The following is a 15,840-nucleotide window of genomic DNA, read 5'->3' as shown; positions in this document are numbered from 1 at the left end:
TACCATATACCCGTCAGGGGTATATGTCTGCAATCCCCCGAATCCCCTGAACCCCCCGAATCCAGCAGGAGGACGCGATGACGACCACCGAGGCCGGCGCGGGTGCGTCCTCCACCGCCGTGGAACAGGTGGAGACGGACGGCACGGACATCGTGACCGACCACGACCGCGGCGTGCACGGCTACCACAAGCAGAAGGACGAACACCTCAAGCGCCTGCGCCGCATCGAGGGCCAGATCCGCGGCCTGCAGCGCATGGTCGACGAGGACGTCTACTGCATCGACATACTCACCCAGGTCTCGGCCTCGACGAAGGCCCTCCAGTCCTTCGCGCTGCAGCTCCTGGAGGAGCATCTGCGCCACTGCGTCGCCGACGCGGCCGTCAAGGGCGGCGCCGAGATCGACGCGAAGGTGGAAGAGGCGACGAAAGCGATCGGCCGGCTACTGCGCACGTGACCGCTCCTCCGTGACCCGCAGCACCTCGTCGATGCTCTCCAGGCTGAGCCGCTCCCGGGCGGCCGACGCCGCGATGATCAGCTCACCGCACAGCTCGATCTCGGCGAGGGCCACGTGGTCCTGAACCGCCGTGCCGCCGACCGGAGCCACACCGTCACCTCGTCTCTGCCGTCACCGACTTCCTAGAGTAGGGAGCGGCCTACGCACCGCGCATGGCACGGAAGGGCTAGTTCTTGCCGTCCGCCGCCTCGCCCTCGGCCCCGGCGGCCGCCTCACCGGGCTCCGCCTCGATCCGGCCGGCGTAGATGTCCCGCTCCTCGGGCAGCCGTACGCGGACGGCGGTGCCGAAGCCGAAGAGCAGCGTGGTCGAGGCGACGGCCACGGTGCCCTCCTCCCGCCCGTTGACGAAGCTGAAGCGCTGCCGGAGCTTGCGGATGCGCCCCTCGTCGTCGAGGTAGGCGTCGAACGGCACCTCGGCGGTGGCGAACCCTTCGGCCGCCGCGGCCAGCGCCTTCTTGTTGCCGTCCGAGGCACCGCGTGCCGCCCGCGCGAGATCGGCGGTCCCCCGGTAGTGCCGCACCGCGGTCCCCGCCACCTCGGTGCGCTCCACGAACGTCGCCCGGTGCGTGCCGCGCAGCACCTCGGCGGCGGCGAAGGGGTCCGTCGCCCCGCCGGTCACCAGGTTCCCGTCGGACAGCGAGGCGGTGTCGACCCGCACCCACTTGTCGTCGGGCACGCCGGCGCCCCGGTTCTTCATGAACAAGGCCCCCGGCGCGAGCAGTTCGGTGATCGGCCGATGCCCACTCGCCCCCGCCGGATCCTGCGGCAGCCGCACCTTCAGCCGCCCGAGCCGCTCCTCGAAGTCGTACACACCCTCGCCGCGGATGGTCACCCGCGTCCCGCCGCTGGCCATCTCCATCGCGGTGCGCGCCTTGGCGCTCCCGGCGGCCACCAGCCGGTCGGCGGCCTGGTGCAGCACGGCCACCGGATCACCGCCCTCCGCCCCCTGCGCGGTGGACCCCGGCCCGGAGCACGCGGCACCGGTCAGACACACGCAGACGACACCCCCGGCCACGGCGAGCCCACCGCCGGCCCTCGTCCTGCCCCGCCGCTCCCTCTCCCACCCGACCATCGCCACCTGCCCCAAGCCGTCCCGCCCGTTCCGGACCCCCTGCCGTCCCGGTTAACGAGGGGCAGGCGACCCCGGTAACGTTGCGGGCGTGGCGCAACAGGACGGCATCGAAGCCCCCGGGGACGCCCCGGAACACCTGACGACGACGGTCGAACAGGGCCCCTTCTGCCTGGCCCGCTGCACCTGCGGCTGGCGAGGCCCGGCCCGAAGAGCCAGAAGCCAGGCCCGCACAGACGCAAAGACCCACACACAGCCGTAGCTGCGGGCAACCGCGCCGCTAGGGCGCCACCAGCCCTCCCATCCCGCTGAGCTGCGGGCAGTCGTGCCGCTGGGGCGGCGCCCGTCCCAAAGAGAGCGGCACCCGGCAAGCGCCGGCCCGCGACACCCACCCCCCGGCCCACCGCCACGCCGGACCACCCACCCCTGGCCCACCGCCACGCCGGACCACCCACCAGGCCCACTCGTGGAACCCCCACCCCCACACCCCCGTCTCCTCCCAAGACCCCCCCCCACGGGACGCGGAGGCGACATGCACCGGCGCACATTCCTAGGCGGCTCGGCAGCCGCCGCCCTCACCACAACCACGGCCTCGGCCTGCACAGGCACGGATCCCGGCCCGGCGAAGAACCCCGAGACCACCACCCCCCGCCTCACCCACACCGCAACCTCCACCCGCACCCCCACCCCCGCCTCCTGGACAGCCCTGGCCAAATCCCTGGACGGCCCCCTGCTACGCCCCGGCGACCGCGCCTGGCAATCGGCCCACCGCCTCTACAACACCCGCTTCGACACCCTCAAACCGACCGCCGTCGCCTACGCCGCCCACCCCGACGACATCCGCACGGCCCTCTCCTACGCCCGCGCCCACCACGTCCCCGTGGCCATCCGCAACGGCGGCCACTCCTACGCGGGCTGGTCCTCCGGCGACGGCCGTCTGATCATCGACGTCTCGAAGCTCAACCGCGTCCGGGCGAGCGGCAACGAGGCCACCGTCGGCGCCGGCGCCAAGCTCATCGACGTATACCGCGCCCTCTCCGCGAAGGGCGTCACCATCCCCGCCGGCTCCTGCCCCACCGTCGGCATCTCCGGCCTCACCCTCGGCGGCGGCCACGGCGTCGTCTCCCGCGCCTACGGCCTGACCTGCGACAGCCTCACCCGGGCCACCCTGATCACGGCGGACGGCAAGCAGATCACCGCCGACGCGAAGAACGACCACAAGGACCTGTTCTGGGCCCTGCGCGGCGCGGGCAACGCCAACTTCGGCATCGTCACCGAGTTCCAGTTCCGCACCCACCCGGCCCCCCGGGCGGTGACGGCGTACCTGACCTGGCCCTGGCGCAGGGCGGCCGCGGTCGTCCGCGCCTGGCAGGAGTGGGGGCCGGACCAGCCCGACGAGATCTGGTCGTCCCTCCACCTGGCCGCCGCCCACGGCCGCACGCCCACCGTCTCGGTCGCCGCCTTCTCCCTGGGCGGCTACCGAGAACTGCAGAACGCCGTGGACCGCCTGGCCGGCCGCATCGGCTCGCCCGCGAGCAAGGTGTACCTCAAGCGGCGTTCGTACGCGGAGTCGATGGAGATGTACGCGGGCTGCTCGTCGTTCTCCACCGACGCCCGCTGCCACCTCCCGGGCTCCACCCCGGGCCGCTCGCCCGAGGGGAGACTCGGCCGCGAGACGTACGCGGCCCGCTCGGACTTCTTCGACCGCTCGATCCCGGCGGACGGCATCCGCGCCCTGCTCTCCCGCCTCACCTCGGTGCGCGGCGGCGCCGGCAGCATCGCCTTCACCGCACTCGGCGGCGCGGTGAACCGCGTCTCCCCCACGGCGACCGCGTTCGTGCACCGCCGCTCCCGGACGCTGGCCCAGTACCTCGTCTCGTGGCGGCCGGGCACGAGCGGCACGGACGCCCAGTCCTGGCTGGCCTCCGCCCACAAGTCGATGCGCCCGTACGCCTCGGGCGCCGCCTACCAGAACTACACGGACCCGACCCTGACGGACTGGCGGAAGGCCTACTACGCGGACGCGGCCCCGCGCCTGGCGAAACTCAAGCACCAGTACGACCCGGACCGCGTCTTCAACAACCCCCAGGCGCTGTAGCAGGCGCCCGCGTACGCCCTAGGCGGCGAGATCCCGCTCGCCCGCCCCGGCGCTCTCCTTGCGCGCCCCGGGGATCACGGCATCGCGTCCGGCCGCACCCTCCGGGCCGCGCGCGCTGACCAGCCACCCCACCCGGGGCGACCGCTCGATCGCGCGGGTCAGCGGTGTGAGCAGGGCCATGGCGACCGGCGACAGCAGCAGCGCGACGGCCGTGCCGAGGGCGAAGCCGCCCACGACGTCCGTCGGGTAGTGCACACCCATGTAGACCCGGGCGAAGCCGCCGAACAGCGCGAGCACGATCGCGGCGATCCCGAACTTGCGGTGGGCCACGAACAGGGCGACGGCCAGCGCCATGCAGAGCGTGGCGTGGTCACTCACGAACGAGAAGTCGTTCTTCCCCTCGACGAGCACTTCGAGCCCCTCATGGGACTTGAAGGGCCGGGGCCGCTCCACGAAACCCCGTATCGGCACGTTGACGAGCACAGCGACCCCGGCCGCGAGCGGCGCCCACACGAGGGCCGCCACGTTCGAGGCCGCGTCCTCACCGCCGCGCCGCCGCACACCCCACCAGCACCAGAGCACCAGCAGCACGATCGCGAACAGCAGTCCGTACTCACCGACGAACTCCATGACCCGGTCGAACCAGTGCGGCGCGTCCTTGGCCAGGCCATTGATGTCGTAGAGCAGCTCGACGTCGGGGTTCGACCCGGATTCGGCGAGTCCAGCCATGGTGCTGCGGCCCCTTCGTCATGTCCTCCGGCGCGCCGAACGCGCGCCTCTTCCGCCACCCCCGTGGTCACCTACACGCACACAGGAACGCACGACCCCCGTTGATACGTTCCACACTCCACTGAATGATCACGCAGACGTTATCGAAGAGAAACACGTCGCCGCAGCTCAGGGCAGGGTTTCACGCTGGGTTCAAACCCTCGCATTCACACCGTGGTGGGCAGCGCTTTCGCGCCATCCTCGGTCACCCGCGTGGCCCCGAAGTAGTCGGGGGTGTCGATCGGGTCGAACCGGATCACAGCACCCGTGCGGGGCGCGTCGATCATGTAGCCGCCGCCGACGTAGATCCCCACATGCCGGATGGCCCGGGAGTTGGTGAGATCGTCCGAGAAAAACACCAGGTCACCGGGGAGCAGCTCGTCCCGCGAGGGATGCGGCCCGGCGTTGTACTGATCATTCGCGACGCGCGGCAACTTGATCCCGACGCTCTCGTACGCCGCCTTGGTCAGCCCCGAACAGTCGAACCGCCCGCCCTGCTCGGGCGTCCCGTTCCCGCCCCAGAGATAGAGCGTGCCGAGCTTCTTCTGCGCGTACGCGATGGCCCCGGCGGCCTGCTCCGACGGATCCACCCGCGTCTGGGGCGCCGCGAAGCTCTTCTCCAGGGTGGTGATCACCTTCACATAGTTCCGGGTCTCCTTGTACGGCGGGACACCCTGGTACTTGATCACCGCGTAGGCCCCCGCGTTGTAGGAGGCCAGCATGTTCTCGGTCGGATTCCCGGGCACGTCCTTCACGTACGACGCGAGGGAGCAGTCGTACGAGGCGGCCGACGGGATCGCGTCGTTGGGATCCCACACGTCCCGGTCGCCGTCCCCGTCCCCGTCGATGCCGTGGGTCGCCCACGTCCCGGGGATGAACTGCGCTATGCCCTGCGCCGCCGCGTGGCTCTGCGCCTTCGGGTTGAAGCCGCTCTCCTGGTAGAGCTGGGCGGCGAGCAGCGCCGGGTTGATGGCGGGACAGAGATTGCCCCACTTCTGCACGAGCGGCTGATAGGCCGCGGGCACCGACCCCTTGGCAAGCTTCTTCGTCCCTCCGCCGGCACCTCCCGCGAGGTCCCCGGCGACCAGGTAGACGCCCACGACGAGCAGCATCACGAAGGAGAGCCCGGACCCGACGACCACGGTCCCCGCGATCCATGCCTTACGCACCGTCAACCGCCCCTCGCCGTCCAGGAGTCGCCGCCCGGCTCAGTGTAGAGGCGACACCCGTACGGCGGCCGTCACCGAACGAACACCAACACGGCCCTTCACCCGACCACCCGTCAGAATCCGCCACCAGGACTCGAAAACGGCCTGAAAGGGTCTAACGACCGAACCACCCGGCAGGTTTCGCTCACGCATCGTTGCCCCTCGTGACCTGCCGTGATACACAGAGTGACGATACGACACTTCGTACTCCGTCACGCGCCTCCCTGAGCACCCGGCGTGAGGCGGTGGCAAGCTATTCGTACGAAACCCGCCAATCAATGACGCCAAGTCGACATACGACGGCGGCATTGTCGGCGACAATGAGGCCTGACCTCTGCACGTCCGCAGAGGGCGCGGAACTACCCAACAGGGGCGGTGACTTACATGCTCTTTGCGGCCGACGAGGGAGACATCAACACCATCATCGGGGGGATCGCTCCGGACTGGGGCCCCTTCGGCAGCCTGGGCAACGAGGCCAAGATCATGATCGAGGTGGTGATGGCCGTCGCCATTCTGCTCTGCCTCGGCATCGCCATCTGGGGCGCCGCCAAACAGCGCATCGGCGCCACCGCGCTGCGCGACACCTTCAGCGCGGAGCAGGGCAAGGGCCTCATCATTGCCGGGCTGACGGGCGTGTTCATCATCGGCTCGCTCGGCACCCTCTTCACCATCGTGTACGGGATGGCCGTGTAGCCCGGCACCCCACGGTCCCTGTCTCCCCCATCCCACCCGCCCGTCGTGCCAACCGGCTGAGGTTGCGTTTCCCTGATGTCGAGTCACCACACCGCGCCCGCGCGGGAACCAGCACGGCTACCGTCGTACTTCTACGGCAGGCACGACGTCGAGGGGGCGTACGCGGCATGAGTCTCGGAGACGACCACCAGTCCTCCGGCGGTTACGGCGGCACCGGTCAGACACGGACCAGACTGCCCGACGCGGACGGGGGGCCGCGGCGCGGCGGCCGCTCGTCCTCACGGAGCCTGGTCACGGTGGTCGGCGTCGTCGTCCTCCTCATCGCGGCGATCGCCTTCGCGAACCGTGGAGGAGACGATTCCGCATCCCCGGACGACGACGCGGCGGCAAGCAACCCGAAAGCCTCGTCAACGGCCCCGACCGGGACCCAGCCGGTCCAATCGGGCTTCGCCCACGACGACCAGGGCGCGCAGAGCGCGGCGGCGAACTACGCGGTCGCTCTCGTCTCCGCCGACATCCTCAAGCCGGCCCGGCGTGACGAGATCGTGCGGCAGGTCTTCGTGGCCGACAAGCAGGCCGCGCTCGGAGACAAGTTCGACAAGGCCTACAGCAAGCAGTTCCTCAGCTCCATCGGCCTGGACGCGAACGGCAACGCCACGCGTGGCAGCACCTACGTCTCGCGCACCATGCCGATCGGCACCAAGGTCACCCAGTCCACCGATGCCTCCACGACCGTGGAGGTCTGGTGCACCGGGGTGTTCGGCACAGCGGGCGAGAAGACCACCAACCCCGTCAGCAGCGACTGGTTCACCATGACCCTGCAGCTGCGCTGGGCGGACGGCGACTGGAAGGTCGAGTCCTTCTCCCAGAAGGACGGCCCCGCGCCGGTCCCCGGAGACAACAAGGCTTCCAGCGCCGACGAGATGTCCAAGGCCGTCCAGGAGTACGGAGGGTTCACGTATGCCCGCTAACCCGCGCCGCGTACTCAAGGTCGCCGCCGCGCTGACCGCCGTACAGGCCACGGCCGTACTGCTCGCCACCCGCGCCGTCGCCGCACCCACACCCTCGCCGACCCCGTCGGACGACAACTGCGACCTCATCGTGGGCCCCGCCAAGGACTACTGCCAACGAGGCGAAGGCGGCGGGTCCACCGGAGGTGCCGGTGGAGGCGACTACAGCCCCACCGCCACCCTCGACCCCCTCTCCTCCCTCGCCAAGGGCTGCGCCAAGGCCGCCTCCTGGACCGTCGACAAGCTCAGCGCCGCCGTGCAGGACACCGCCAACGTCGACTTCACGAACCCCACGTTCCTCCAGCAGTACGCCGTCGTCTTCGCGGCGTCGACGATCCTCACGCTCCTCCTGTGGCTGCTGGCCGTCGCCAAGCGAGCCGTGCGCGGCGTCCCGCTCACCACCGCGCTCTCCGAGGCGATCGGGTTCCTCTGGCTCACCGTCCTCGCGTCGGCGTTCACGCCGCTGATCCTCTACACGGTCGTCTCCGCCACCGACGGCGTCACGGACGTCCTCGCCAAGGCCACCGGCGAGCAGACGGACACCTTCTTCGGCACGTTCTCCGGCGCCCTGGAGAAGGGCGAGGACATCGGCGGCGGACCGATCATGCTGATCGTCGTCTCCCTGGTGTCGATCCTCGCCGCCGGCGTCCTCTGGCTGGAACTCGTCATCCGCGCCGCCCTGCTCTACGTAGGCGCCCTGCTCGGCACCGTCGTCTACGCCGGCCTGGTCGACAAGAACCTGTGGGGCCACGTCCGCCGCTGGGCAGGGATCATGATCGCCGTGATCCTCGTCAAGCCCGTCATCGTCATCGTCCTCGGGCTGGCCGGCGCCCTGTCGGCCGACGACGGACCCGACGCCTTCTCGGCCGTCGTCTCCGGCCTCGCCATCATCCTGCTCGCGATCTTCGCCTCGGCGATGATCTACCGCTTCGTCCCCGGCTTCGGCGACGAGATCGCGAACGGCCGCAACAACCGCATCATGCAGGGCGCCGAAGGCAAGGCCGCCGCGGTGATCAGCTCCCCGGCGAACCTCGTCGCCCAGGGCATCAGAACCCACAGCGCCCGCAACAACGGCGACGGAGGCGGCCAGTCCTCGTCCTCCTCGGCCGCCCGCCCCTCGAACCCCGCCTCCGGCGGAGTCGCCGCGCACAGCTCGCGCCCCTCGAACGGCGGCGGCGGAAATGTCCCCTCCGCCGCACCCGCACCGCGCTCCGGCAGCCCGGTGAACACGCCCCACGCCAGCAACACCCGCAACAGCAAGAGCACAGGAGGTGACGGGCGTTGACGACCGAGTCCCACGTGTCCCATCCGGTCACGCCCCGCCGTACGTATCTGATCGGCCGGGCCCGGCCGAACGCGATCGTCGGCCGCAACCGCGAGACCGGTGAGATCGCGCTGATCGTCGTGGGCGCCTTCCTCGGCATGATGTGCGGGCTCCTCGTCCCCGTCCTCTCCCTGCGCATCGTGCTGCTCTGCGGCTTCCCGATGCTCGCGCTGGCGGCCGTCTACGTGCCGTACAAGCACCGGACGTTCTACAAGTGGTTCGAGATCAACCGCAGCTTCAAGCGGACGCTGCGCAACGGCACCACCTACCGCTCCGGCGCCATCGAGGCCGGCACCCGGGCCGACGGGCGTGAGGTCGAGGTCGGCCCGCCGCCCGGCATCGGCCGCATCAGCTGGCTGGCGGCGCCCTTCGGCCCCGACGAGATCGCCGTACTGCTGCACGCCGACCGCAAGACCGTCACCGCCGCCATCGAGATCGAGGGCCCCGGCGTCGGCCTGCGCGACTCCGAGGACCAGGAAGCCCTCGTCGACCGCTTCGGCACCCTGCTCAAGCACGTGGCCAACGGCGACGGCTTCGTCACCCGCATCCAGATGCTGGCCCGCACCCTCCCGGCCGACCCCGACGCGCACGCCAAGGACGTCTCCCAGCGCGGCGACGCCAAGTCGCTGCCCTGGCTGCAGCAGTCGTACGACCAGCTCCAGTCGATGGTGTCCACCAGCAGCGAGCAGCACCGCGCGTACCTCATCGCCTGCATGCACTACAACCGCGACCTGGCCGCCGAGGCCAACGCCATGGCCCGCGCCGCCCGCCCGCAGAACGGGCGCAAGCTGGACCGGGACGCCGGCCTCGCGGTCGTGATGGCGCGCGAGCTGACCGACATCTGCTCCCGCCTCCAGGAAGCCGACATCCGCGTACGCCAACCGCTGGGCCAGGGCCGGCTCGCCTCCCTCGTGCACGCCATGTACGACCCGGACCACCCCATCGACCACATCCAGGCGATGACCAAGCGCAACGCCTGGCCGGCCGAGCTGGACGCCATGGAGCCCACCTACCTCCAGGCCAAGACCCGCGAGTCCTCCACCCGCGCGCCCTGGTGCCACGCCACCGCCTGGATCAAGGAGTGGCCGATGACCCCGGTCGGCGTGAACTTCCTCGCGCCGCTCCTCGTCCACACCCCGGACGTCATCCGCACCGTCGCCGTGACCATGGACCTCGAACCCACCGAGGTTGCCATCGAACGCATGCTGACCGAGAAGACCAACGACGACGCCGAGGCGTCCCGCGCCGCCAAGATGAACCGGACCGTGGACCCGCGCGACATCGCCGCCCACGGCCGCCTCGACCAGCGCGGCGAGGACCTCGCCAGCGGCGCGGCCGGCGTCAACCTGGTCGGCTACATCACGGTCTCCTCCCGCACCCCCGAAGCCCTGGCCCGCGACAAGCGGACGATAAGGGCGTCGGCCGGGAAGTCGTACCTGAAACTGGAGTGGTGCGACCGTGAGCACCATCGCGCCTTCGTGAACACACTTCCGTTCGCCACCGGCATCCGAAGGTAGGGGCTGAGCCAGATGCGGGACCCGCTGTCCGTCCTCACCGACGCCTTCACGTCCTTCCTCTTCGGGAAGGTGGAGACGACCCGCCTCCCCGTCCGCACCTCCACGGGCCAGGCCCAGGCCGTCTACCTGCCGACCGCCGCGCCCGGCCTCGGCGACTCCGGCGTGATCATCGGCCGCGAGGTCTACTCCGGCAAGGGCTACATCTACGACCCCTTCCAGCTCTACGGCCAGCAGCTCCCCGCCCCGCACTGGCTGGTGCTCGGGGAGTCCGGCAACGGCAAGTCCGCGCTGGAGAAGACGTACGTCCTGCGCCAGCTCCGCTTCCGCGACCGCCAGGTCGTCGTCCTGGACGCCCAGGGCGAGGACGGCGTCGGCGAGTGGAACCTCATCGCCGAGGAGCTGGGCATAACTCCCATCCGCCTCGACCCGATGGCCGCCCTGGACCACGGCATCCGCCTCAACCCCCTCGACCCGGCGATCACGACGACGGGCCAGCTCGCGCTGCTCCGGACGATCATCGAGGTCGCCATGGGGCACGGCCTCGACGAGCGCTCCGGCTTCGCGCTCAAGGTGGCGCACGCCTACGTCAACGAGACCATCGTCGAACGCCAGCCGGTCCTGACCGACATCGTCGAGCGGCTCCGCCACCCCGAGCCGGAGTCCGCCGAGGCGATGAACGTCGCCATAGACGACGTACGGGCCTGGGGCCTGGACGTGGCCCTCGTCCTCGACCGCCTCGTCGACGGTGACCTGCGCGGCATGTTCGACGGCCCGACGACGGTCGGCATCGACCTCGACGCCCCGCTGATCGTCTTCGACCTCTCCCACATCGACCGCAACTCCATCGCCATGCCGATCCTCATGGCCATCGTCGGCGTCTGGCTGGAGCACACCTGGATCCGCCCCGACCGGAAGAAGCGCATCTTCCTGGTCGAGGAGGCCTGGCACATCATCAACAGCCCGTTCGTGGCACAGCTGTTCCAGCGGCTGCTCAAGTTCGGGCGCCGGCTCGGTCTGTCCTTCGTGGCGGTGGTCCACCACCTGTCCGACGTCGTCGACGGCGCGGCCGCCAGAGAGGCCGCGGCCATCCTCAAGATGGCCTCCACCCGGACCATCTACGCCCAGAAGGCCGACGAGGCACGGGCCACGGGACGCGTCCTCGGCCTGCCACGCTGGGCCGTGGAGATCATCCCCACCCTCACCCCCGGCATCGCGGTGTGGGACGTCAACGGCAACGTCCAGGTGGTCAAACACCTGATCACCGAGACCGAACGGCCCCTGGTCTTCACCGACCGCGCGATGACCCAGTCCTCCGCCGACTTCAACGACGACGCCCTGCGCGCCGCCGAACTGGAGGCGGAGGAACGGGCGGCGGCCTTCATGGAGCAGCACATCGGCGACTCGTCCGAATCGACGGTGGCGTAGGAACACGGGGAGGGACCGGACGCATGAGACCGGACGACCACCGCGACCAGCGGCCGGCCCAGGGTGGCATCCCGGACGGCCTGCTGGTCGGCATACTCGCCTTCCTCCTCGGCATGACCCTGCTGGTGTGGACGGGCACCGGCCTGTCCGCCCTGTTCGCCCACGGCTCCTGGCCCCCGGGCGTGACCTTCGCCGGCACCCCCCTGGCCATGCGCGAGCTGATCGCCGAGCCCCACGACATCCCCGGCGCCTGGCCGGACACCCCGGCGAGCGCACTCTCCGGGTACGGGCTGTTCTGGGGGCTGTTCATCGGCCAGATGATGGTGCTGGTCGTCCTGACGGTGTTCGTGATGGGCACGGTGGCCCGGTGGCGGGCGGTACGACAGCGACGGCGTGCGGAGGCGGAGGCGGCACCCGTGCGGGAGCCGGAGCCGGATCCTGCGCGGGAGCCGGTGCACGAAGTACCGGTCCCCAGGGCACCGGAGCAGCAGACGGCCCCGGAGGTACAGCCCCTCACTTCTGTGGCCGACGGTGAACGGGTGGGTGGGTGGGAAACAAACCGCGCCGAAGGCGCGGTGCACTACGGCCCCCCGGACACCCGGCACTCAACGGCGACCCAGACCCTCCGCGACGCGGAAGGCGCAGCCCTCGTAGTCACCTCCAACCCGGCCCTCTGGTCGGACACCAAGGACGCCCGAGCCAAGCTCGGCCCGGTCCACCTGTACGACCCCACCCACCGCTGCGACACCCCCGCCCGCCTCCACTGGTCCCCCACCGCCGGCTGCGAGGACGGACAGACGGCCACGACCAGAGCGGCCGCCCTCCTCGCCCCCATCCGCCCCACCGCCCGCCTCGACCAAGCCGTCAGCGACACCGCCGAACTCCTGCTGCGCAGCTACCTCCACGCCGCCGCCATCGACGGCCGCACCATCCGCCACGTCCACCGCTGGTCCCAGGGCCTCCAGATCCAGGACGCCGTACGCGTCCTCCGTACCCACCCCAAGGCCGCACCCGGCTCCGCGGGCGAACTCGAAGGCGCCCTCACCGCTCATCCCGAACGCCGCGACATGGCCCAGCAGTTGACCACGCGGGCCCTCGCGGCCCTCTCCACGGTCAACATCCGCGAGGCCTGCACTCCCAACCGAAGTGATGCCCTCGCCTTGGATTCCTTCGTCCACGAACAGGGCACGCTTTACGTGGTGGGGGAATCCATCGAGGACCCTCGCACGAGCCCCGGCGCGATGCCGCTGCTGACGGCGCTCGTCTCCAGCGTGGTCGAGCGCGGCCGGCGCATGGCCGAACGGTCATCCTCCGGTCGCCTCGACCCACCAATCACCCTCGTCCTGGACGACGTCGCCGCCGTGGCGCCGCTTCCCCAGCTCCCGGAGCTGCTGGCCAGCGGCGCGGACCACGGCATGCCGACCCTGGCCCTGCTCCGCTCCCGGGAACAGGGCCGAGCCCGCTGGCCCCACGACGAACTCCCCGTGTAGGGGCCCCGCGTCAGCGCTCCAGCACGAACTCCAGCTCGTGGTCCCCGGGCCCGCCCACCAGCGGCACCGTCCGCCCGCTCGCCACGAACCCCGCGTTCCGGTAGGCGCCCTGCGCCCGGCCGTTGTCCGGATGCACGATGAGCCGCGCCCGCTCCGCGCCGTTCGCCCACGCCCACTCCAGGCCGGCGGCGAACAGCGCCTTGGTCAGCCCGCTCCCCCGCCACTCGGGCCGCACGAACACACCGACGACATGCCCCTGCCGCCGCTCCACGGGGAATCCGGCCCAGTCCTTCCTCCCGGCCTCCTCCACCAGCACCGTCAGCGTGCCGAGCCACAGCCCTCCGGGCCCCACCGCGACGATCTGCTGCACCTCGGTCTTCCCCTCCGCGGCCTTGGCCGCCCGCTCCTGCCAGAAGGAGTCCGGCCGCGCCGCCGCGTCGTCGTACGTCTCCAGATAGGCGAGGTGCGCCAGCGGATCCCGCAGCGCGCGCAGGCGCAGCTCCTTCACGGCGGGCCACTCGTCGGCGCGTATGGAGCGGATCACGTAGTCACCGGGGACCGAGGCACTCATGCGGGCCACCGTAATACCCGGGTACTACACCCCTCACCTCATATACGGCCCCCGGACGGACGCACCCGTCCCCCCTCTCCCCCGACCATGGTCGAATGGAGCCCGTGAAGCCCGTCCCGGAAGACCGAGCGGCCGAACCCCTCACCGAGTACGTCCAGCGCGTCACCCGGCGGCTGCGCGCCTTCGACCGACGGCGTCCGCTCGTGTGGGACCTGCACTTCACCGCCTTCTGCGTCATCGCGGCACTGACCGACTACGCCGGCGGCGGCTGGCGCCACAACGCCCACAGCCTCGACGTGCCCGGCGGCCTCGTCATCGCCATGAGCCTCGCCTTCTCCGTCCCCCTCCTCTGGCGCCGTACCCACCCCGCGGCCGTGCTCCTCCTCATGGCCCCGGTGGACCTCGTCAACGCCTGGACCGGCGCCACCCTCCAGGCAGCCCTGCTCCAGCTCGTCCTCGTCTTCCACATCACCCTGCGCCGCCCCCTGCGCTCCCTGTGGTGGGTGACCGCTCTGGTGACCGCTCCGACCTTCGTCACCGCCGCCCGGTACGGCGACGACGGCTCCTGGCACCAGCAGGTCGGGGCGATACTCCTGTCCATCGGCATAGTCGCCCTCATCGCGATCACCACCCGGACCCGGCGCGACCACACGGAGGTCCTGGAGGACCGAGCCCACCGCCTGGAGACCGAACGCGACCAGCAGCTCCGGCTCGCCGCCGCCGCCGAACGCACGCGCATAGCCCGGGAGATGCACGACATCATCGGCCACAACCTCTCCGTCATCACCGGCCTCGCCGACGGCGGACGGTATGCCGCCGCCAAGTCCCCCGAGCGCGCCACCCAGGCCCTGGACGCCATCAGCACCACCAGCCGCCAGGCCCTCGCCGAACTCCGCCGCCTGCTGGACGTCCTGCGCGACGACGAACAGGACGGCCCCGCCGAACTCGCCCCGCAGCCCGCCCTCACCGACCTCGACCGCCTCCTCGACGGCGTCCGCCGGGCCGGACTCCCTGTCGGTACGAGCATCAACGGCCGCGCCACGCTCCCCGAGGGCCGCCAACTCACGCTCTACCGCGTCATCCAGGAAGCCCTCACCAACACCCTCAAGCACGCCGGCCCCGACGCCACCGCACACATCGACCTCTCCTACGAGGCCGGCGGCGCCGTCACCCTCACCGTCACCGACACCGGCCGGACCGCCCCGCCACCCGCCCGCCCCGGCGGCCGCGGCCTGCCCGGCATGCGCGAGCGAACGTCCCTGTACGGCGGCACACTTGAGGCGGGCCCACGCCCGCACCCCGAACGCGGCTGGCGCGTCCACCTGCACCTACCGGAGGAAATCCCGCAGTGACCACCGTCCTCATCGCCGACGACCAGCCCCTGCAGCGGTTCGGCTTCCGGATGCTCCTGGAGAGCCAGGACGACATGACCGTCGTGGGTGAGGCGCCGGGCGGCGCCGAGGCCGTCCGCCTGACGGCCGAACTCCACCCCGACGTCGTCCTCATGGACGTCCGCATGCCCGGCCTGGACGGCATCGAGGCGACCCGCCGCATCGTCGCGACCGGCGGCCGCACTCGGGTCCTCATCCTCACGACCTTCGACCTCGACGAGTACGCCTACTCCGGCCTGCGCGCCGGCGCGTCCGGCTTCCTCGTCAAGGACGCCCAGCCCGAGGAACTCCTCGCCGGCATCCGATCGGTGGCCACGGGCGACGCGGTGGTCGCCCCCAGCCTCACCCGCCGCCTGCTCGACGCCTACGTCCACCACCTGCCGGACGCTTCCGCCGAGCCCGACGACACCCTCGATTCCCGCCTGACCTCCCTCACCGACCGCGAGACCGAGATCCTGCGGGTGATGGGCCAGGGCTGGACCAACACGGAGATAGCGGAGCGCCTGCACCTGGCCGAGTCGACGGTGAAAACCCACGTGGGCCGCATCCTGTCCAAAACAGGTTCCCGCGACCGCGTCCAGGCGGTAATCCTGGCCTACGACACGAAACTGGTGAGACCCTCATAAACGCAGAAAGCCCCGCACCGTTCCCGGTGCGGGGCTTTCAACAATGATTGTTCGGCGGCGTCCTACTCTCCCACAGGGTCCCCCCTGCAGTACCATCGGCGCTGTAAGGCTTAGCTTCCGGGTTCGGAATGTAAC

General features: G+C 70.9%; 15 protein-coding genes and 1 rRNA gene. 10 read left to right on the top strand and 6 right to left on the bottom strand.

Features of this window, described 5'->3' with window-relative positions:
- Positions 1-77 precede the first annotated feature (77 nt).
- Positions 78-455 (top strand): metal-sensitive transcriptional regulator, encoded by a 378-nt coding sequence (locus ACFC1X_RS39465; RefSeq protein ID WP_376364166.1) that lies wholly within the window; start codon positions 78-80, stop codon positions 453-455.
- On the opposite strand, the gene ACFC1X_RS39460 is transcribed toward ACFC1X_RS39465, so the two are convergent.
- On the bottom strand, positions 441-605 hold the full coding sequence (locus tag ACFC1X_RS39460) for a hypothetical protein (protein WP_376364163.1): 165 nt from the start codon (positions 603-605) through the stop codon (positions 441-443). The genes ACFC1X_RS39465 and ACFC1X_RS39460 overlap by 15 nt on opposite strands.
- Positions 606-681: 76 nt before the next feature.
- Entirely contained in the window at positions 682-1,587 is a 906-nt protein-coding gene (locus tag ACFC1X_RS39455; protein ID WP_376364160.1) for a hypothetical protein, read from the bottom strand.
- Positions 1,588-2,116: 529 nt separating this feature from the next.
- On the opposite strand from ACFC1X_RS39455, the gene ACFC1X_RS39450 reads away from it, so the two are divergent.
- The gene (locus tag ACFC1X_RS39450; RefSeq protein WP_376364157.1) at positions 2,117-3,682 is read left to right on the top strand and encodes an FAD-binding oxidoreductase; all 1,566 of its coding nucleotides are present in this window, start codon (positions 2,117-2,119) and stop codon (positions 3,680-3,682) included.
- A gap of 18 nt (positions 3,683-3,700) precedes the next feature.
- Here the strand turns inward: ACFC1X_RS39450 and ACFC1X_RS39445 are convergent, their stop codons facing one another.
- Together ACFC1X_RS39445 and ACFC1X_RS39440 are read right to left on the bottom strand one after the other, a co-directional pair.
- Entirely contained in the window at positions 3,701-4,411 is a 711-nt protein-coding gene (locus tag ACFC1X_RS39445; RefSeq protein WP_376364154.1) for a phosphatase PAP2 family protein, read from the bottom strand.
- A 206-nt stretch (positions 4,412-4,617) separates the two neighbouring features.
- Positions 4,618-5,625: a bifunctional lytic transglycosylase/C40 family peptidase gene (locus tag ACFC1X_RS39440; RefSeq protein ID WP_234961481.1), complete on the bottom strand. Its 1,008-nt coding sequence runs from the start codon at positions 5,623-5,625 to the stop codon at positions 4,618-4,620.
- 417 nt (positions 5,626-6,042) lie between these two features.
- Between ACFC1X_RS39440 and ACFC1X_RS39435 the strand changes: the two genes are divergently transcribed.
- The 6 genes from ACFC1X_RS39435 (at position 6,043) to ACFC1X_RS39410 (ending at position 13,117) form a co-directional block, all read left to right on the top strand.
- Positions 6,043-6,351: a hypothetical protein gene (locus ACFC1X_RS39435; RefSeq protein ID WP_055417641.1), complete on the top strand. Its 309-nt coding sequence runs from the start codon at positions 6,043-6,045 to the stop codon at positions 6,349-6,351.
- 167 nt (positions 6,352-6,518) lie between these two features.
- Positions 6,519-7,322, top strand: a complete 804-nt coding sequence (locus ACFC1X_RS39430) for a hypothetical protein (protein ID WP_376364150.1) — start codon at positions 6,519-6,521, stop codon at positions 7,320-7,322.
- Positions 7,312-8,646: a hypothetical protein gene (locus ACFC1X_RS39425; RefSeq protein ID WP_376364148.1), complete on the top strand. Its 1,335-nt coding sequence runs from the start codon at positions 7,312-7,314 to the stop codon at positions 8,644-8,646. The genes ACFC1X_RS39430 and ACFC1X_RS39425 overlap by 11 nt, the downstream gene beginning before the upstream one ends.
- Positions 8,643-10,202 (top strand): SCO6880 family protein, encoded by a 1,560-nt coding sequence (locus tag ACFC1X_RS39420; protein ID WP_376364145.1) that lies wholly within the window; start codon positions 8,643-8,645, stop codon positions 10,200-10,202. Before ACFC1X_RS39425 ends, ACFC1X_RS39420 begins: the two co-directional genes overlap by 4 nt.
- A gap of 12 nt (positions 10,203-10,214) precedes the next feature.
- The gene (locus ACFC1X_RS39415; protein WP_376364142.1) at positions 10,215-11,627 is read left to right on the top strand and encodes an ATP-binding protein; all 1,413 of its coding nucleotides are present in this window, start codon (positions 10,215-10,217) and stop codon (positions 11,625-11,627) included.
- Positions 11,628-11,650: 23 nt separating this feature from the next.
- Positions 11,651-13,117, top strand: coding sequence for a type IV secretory system conjugative DNA transfer family protein (locus ACFC1X_RS39410; protein WP_376364139.1), 1,467 nt, complete (start codon positions 11,651-11,653; stop codon positions 13,115-13,117).
- A gap of 10 nt (positions 13,118-13,127) precedes the next feature.
- On the opposite strand, the gene ACFC1X_RS39405 is transcribed toward ACFC1X_RS39410, so the two are convergent.
- Positions 13,128-13,688: a GNAT family N-acetyltransferase gene (locus ACFC1X_RS39405; protein WP_376364136.1), complete on the bottom strand. Its 561-nt coding sequence runs from the start codon at positions 13,686-13,688 to the stop codon at positions 13,128-13,130.
- A gap of 95 nt (positions 13,689-13,783) precedes the next feature.
- Here ACFC1X_RS39405 and ACFC1X_RS39400 point away from each other — a divergent pair, with 95 nt between their 5' ends.
- Together ACFC1X_RS39400 and ACFC1X_RS39395 are read left to right on the top strand one after the other, a co-directional pair.
- Entirely contained in the window at positions 13,784-15,040 is a 1,257-nt protein-coding gene (locus tag ACFC1X_RS39400; protein WP_376364133.1) for a sensor histidine kinase, read from the top strand.
- Complete coding sequence (locus ACFC1X_RS39395; protein WP_376364130.1) at positions 15,037-15,705, top strand: response regulator; 669 nt, start codon at positions 15,037-15,039, stop codon at positions 15,703-15,705. The genes ACFC1X_RS39400 and ACFC1X_RS39395 overlap by 4 nt, the downstream gene beginning before the upstream one ends.
- A gap of 49 nt (positions 15,706-15,754) precedes the next feature.
- Here ACFC1X_RS39395 and rrf read toward each other — a convergent pair.
- A 5S ribosomal RNA gene (gene rrf / locus ACFC1X_RS39390) occupies positions 15,755-15,840 on the bottom strand; the annotation flags it as partial.

The sequence above is a fragment of the Streptomyces sp. NPDC056128 genome (assembly GCF_042263835.1).
Taxonomy (GTDB): domain Bacteria; phylum Actinomycetota; class Actinomycetes; order Streptomycetales; family Streptomycetaceae; genus Streptomyces.
Note: the sequence above shows the minus strand (reverse complement) of the source record. Positions and strands in the feature narration are given on the sequence as shown.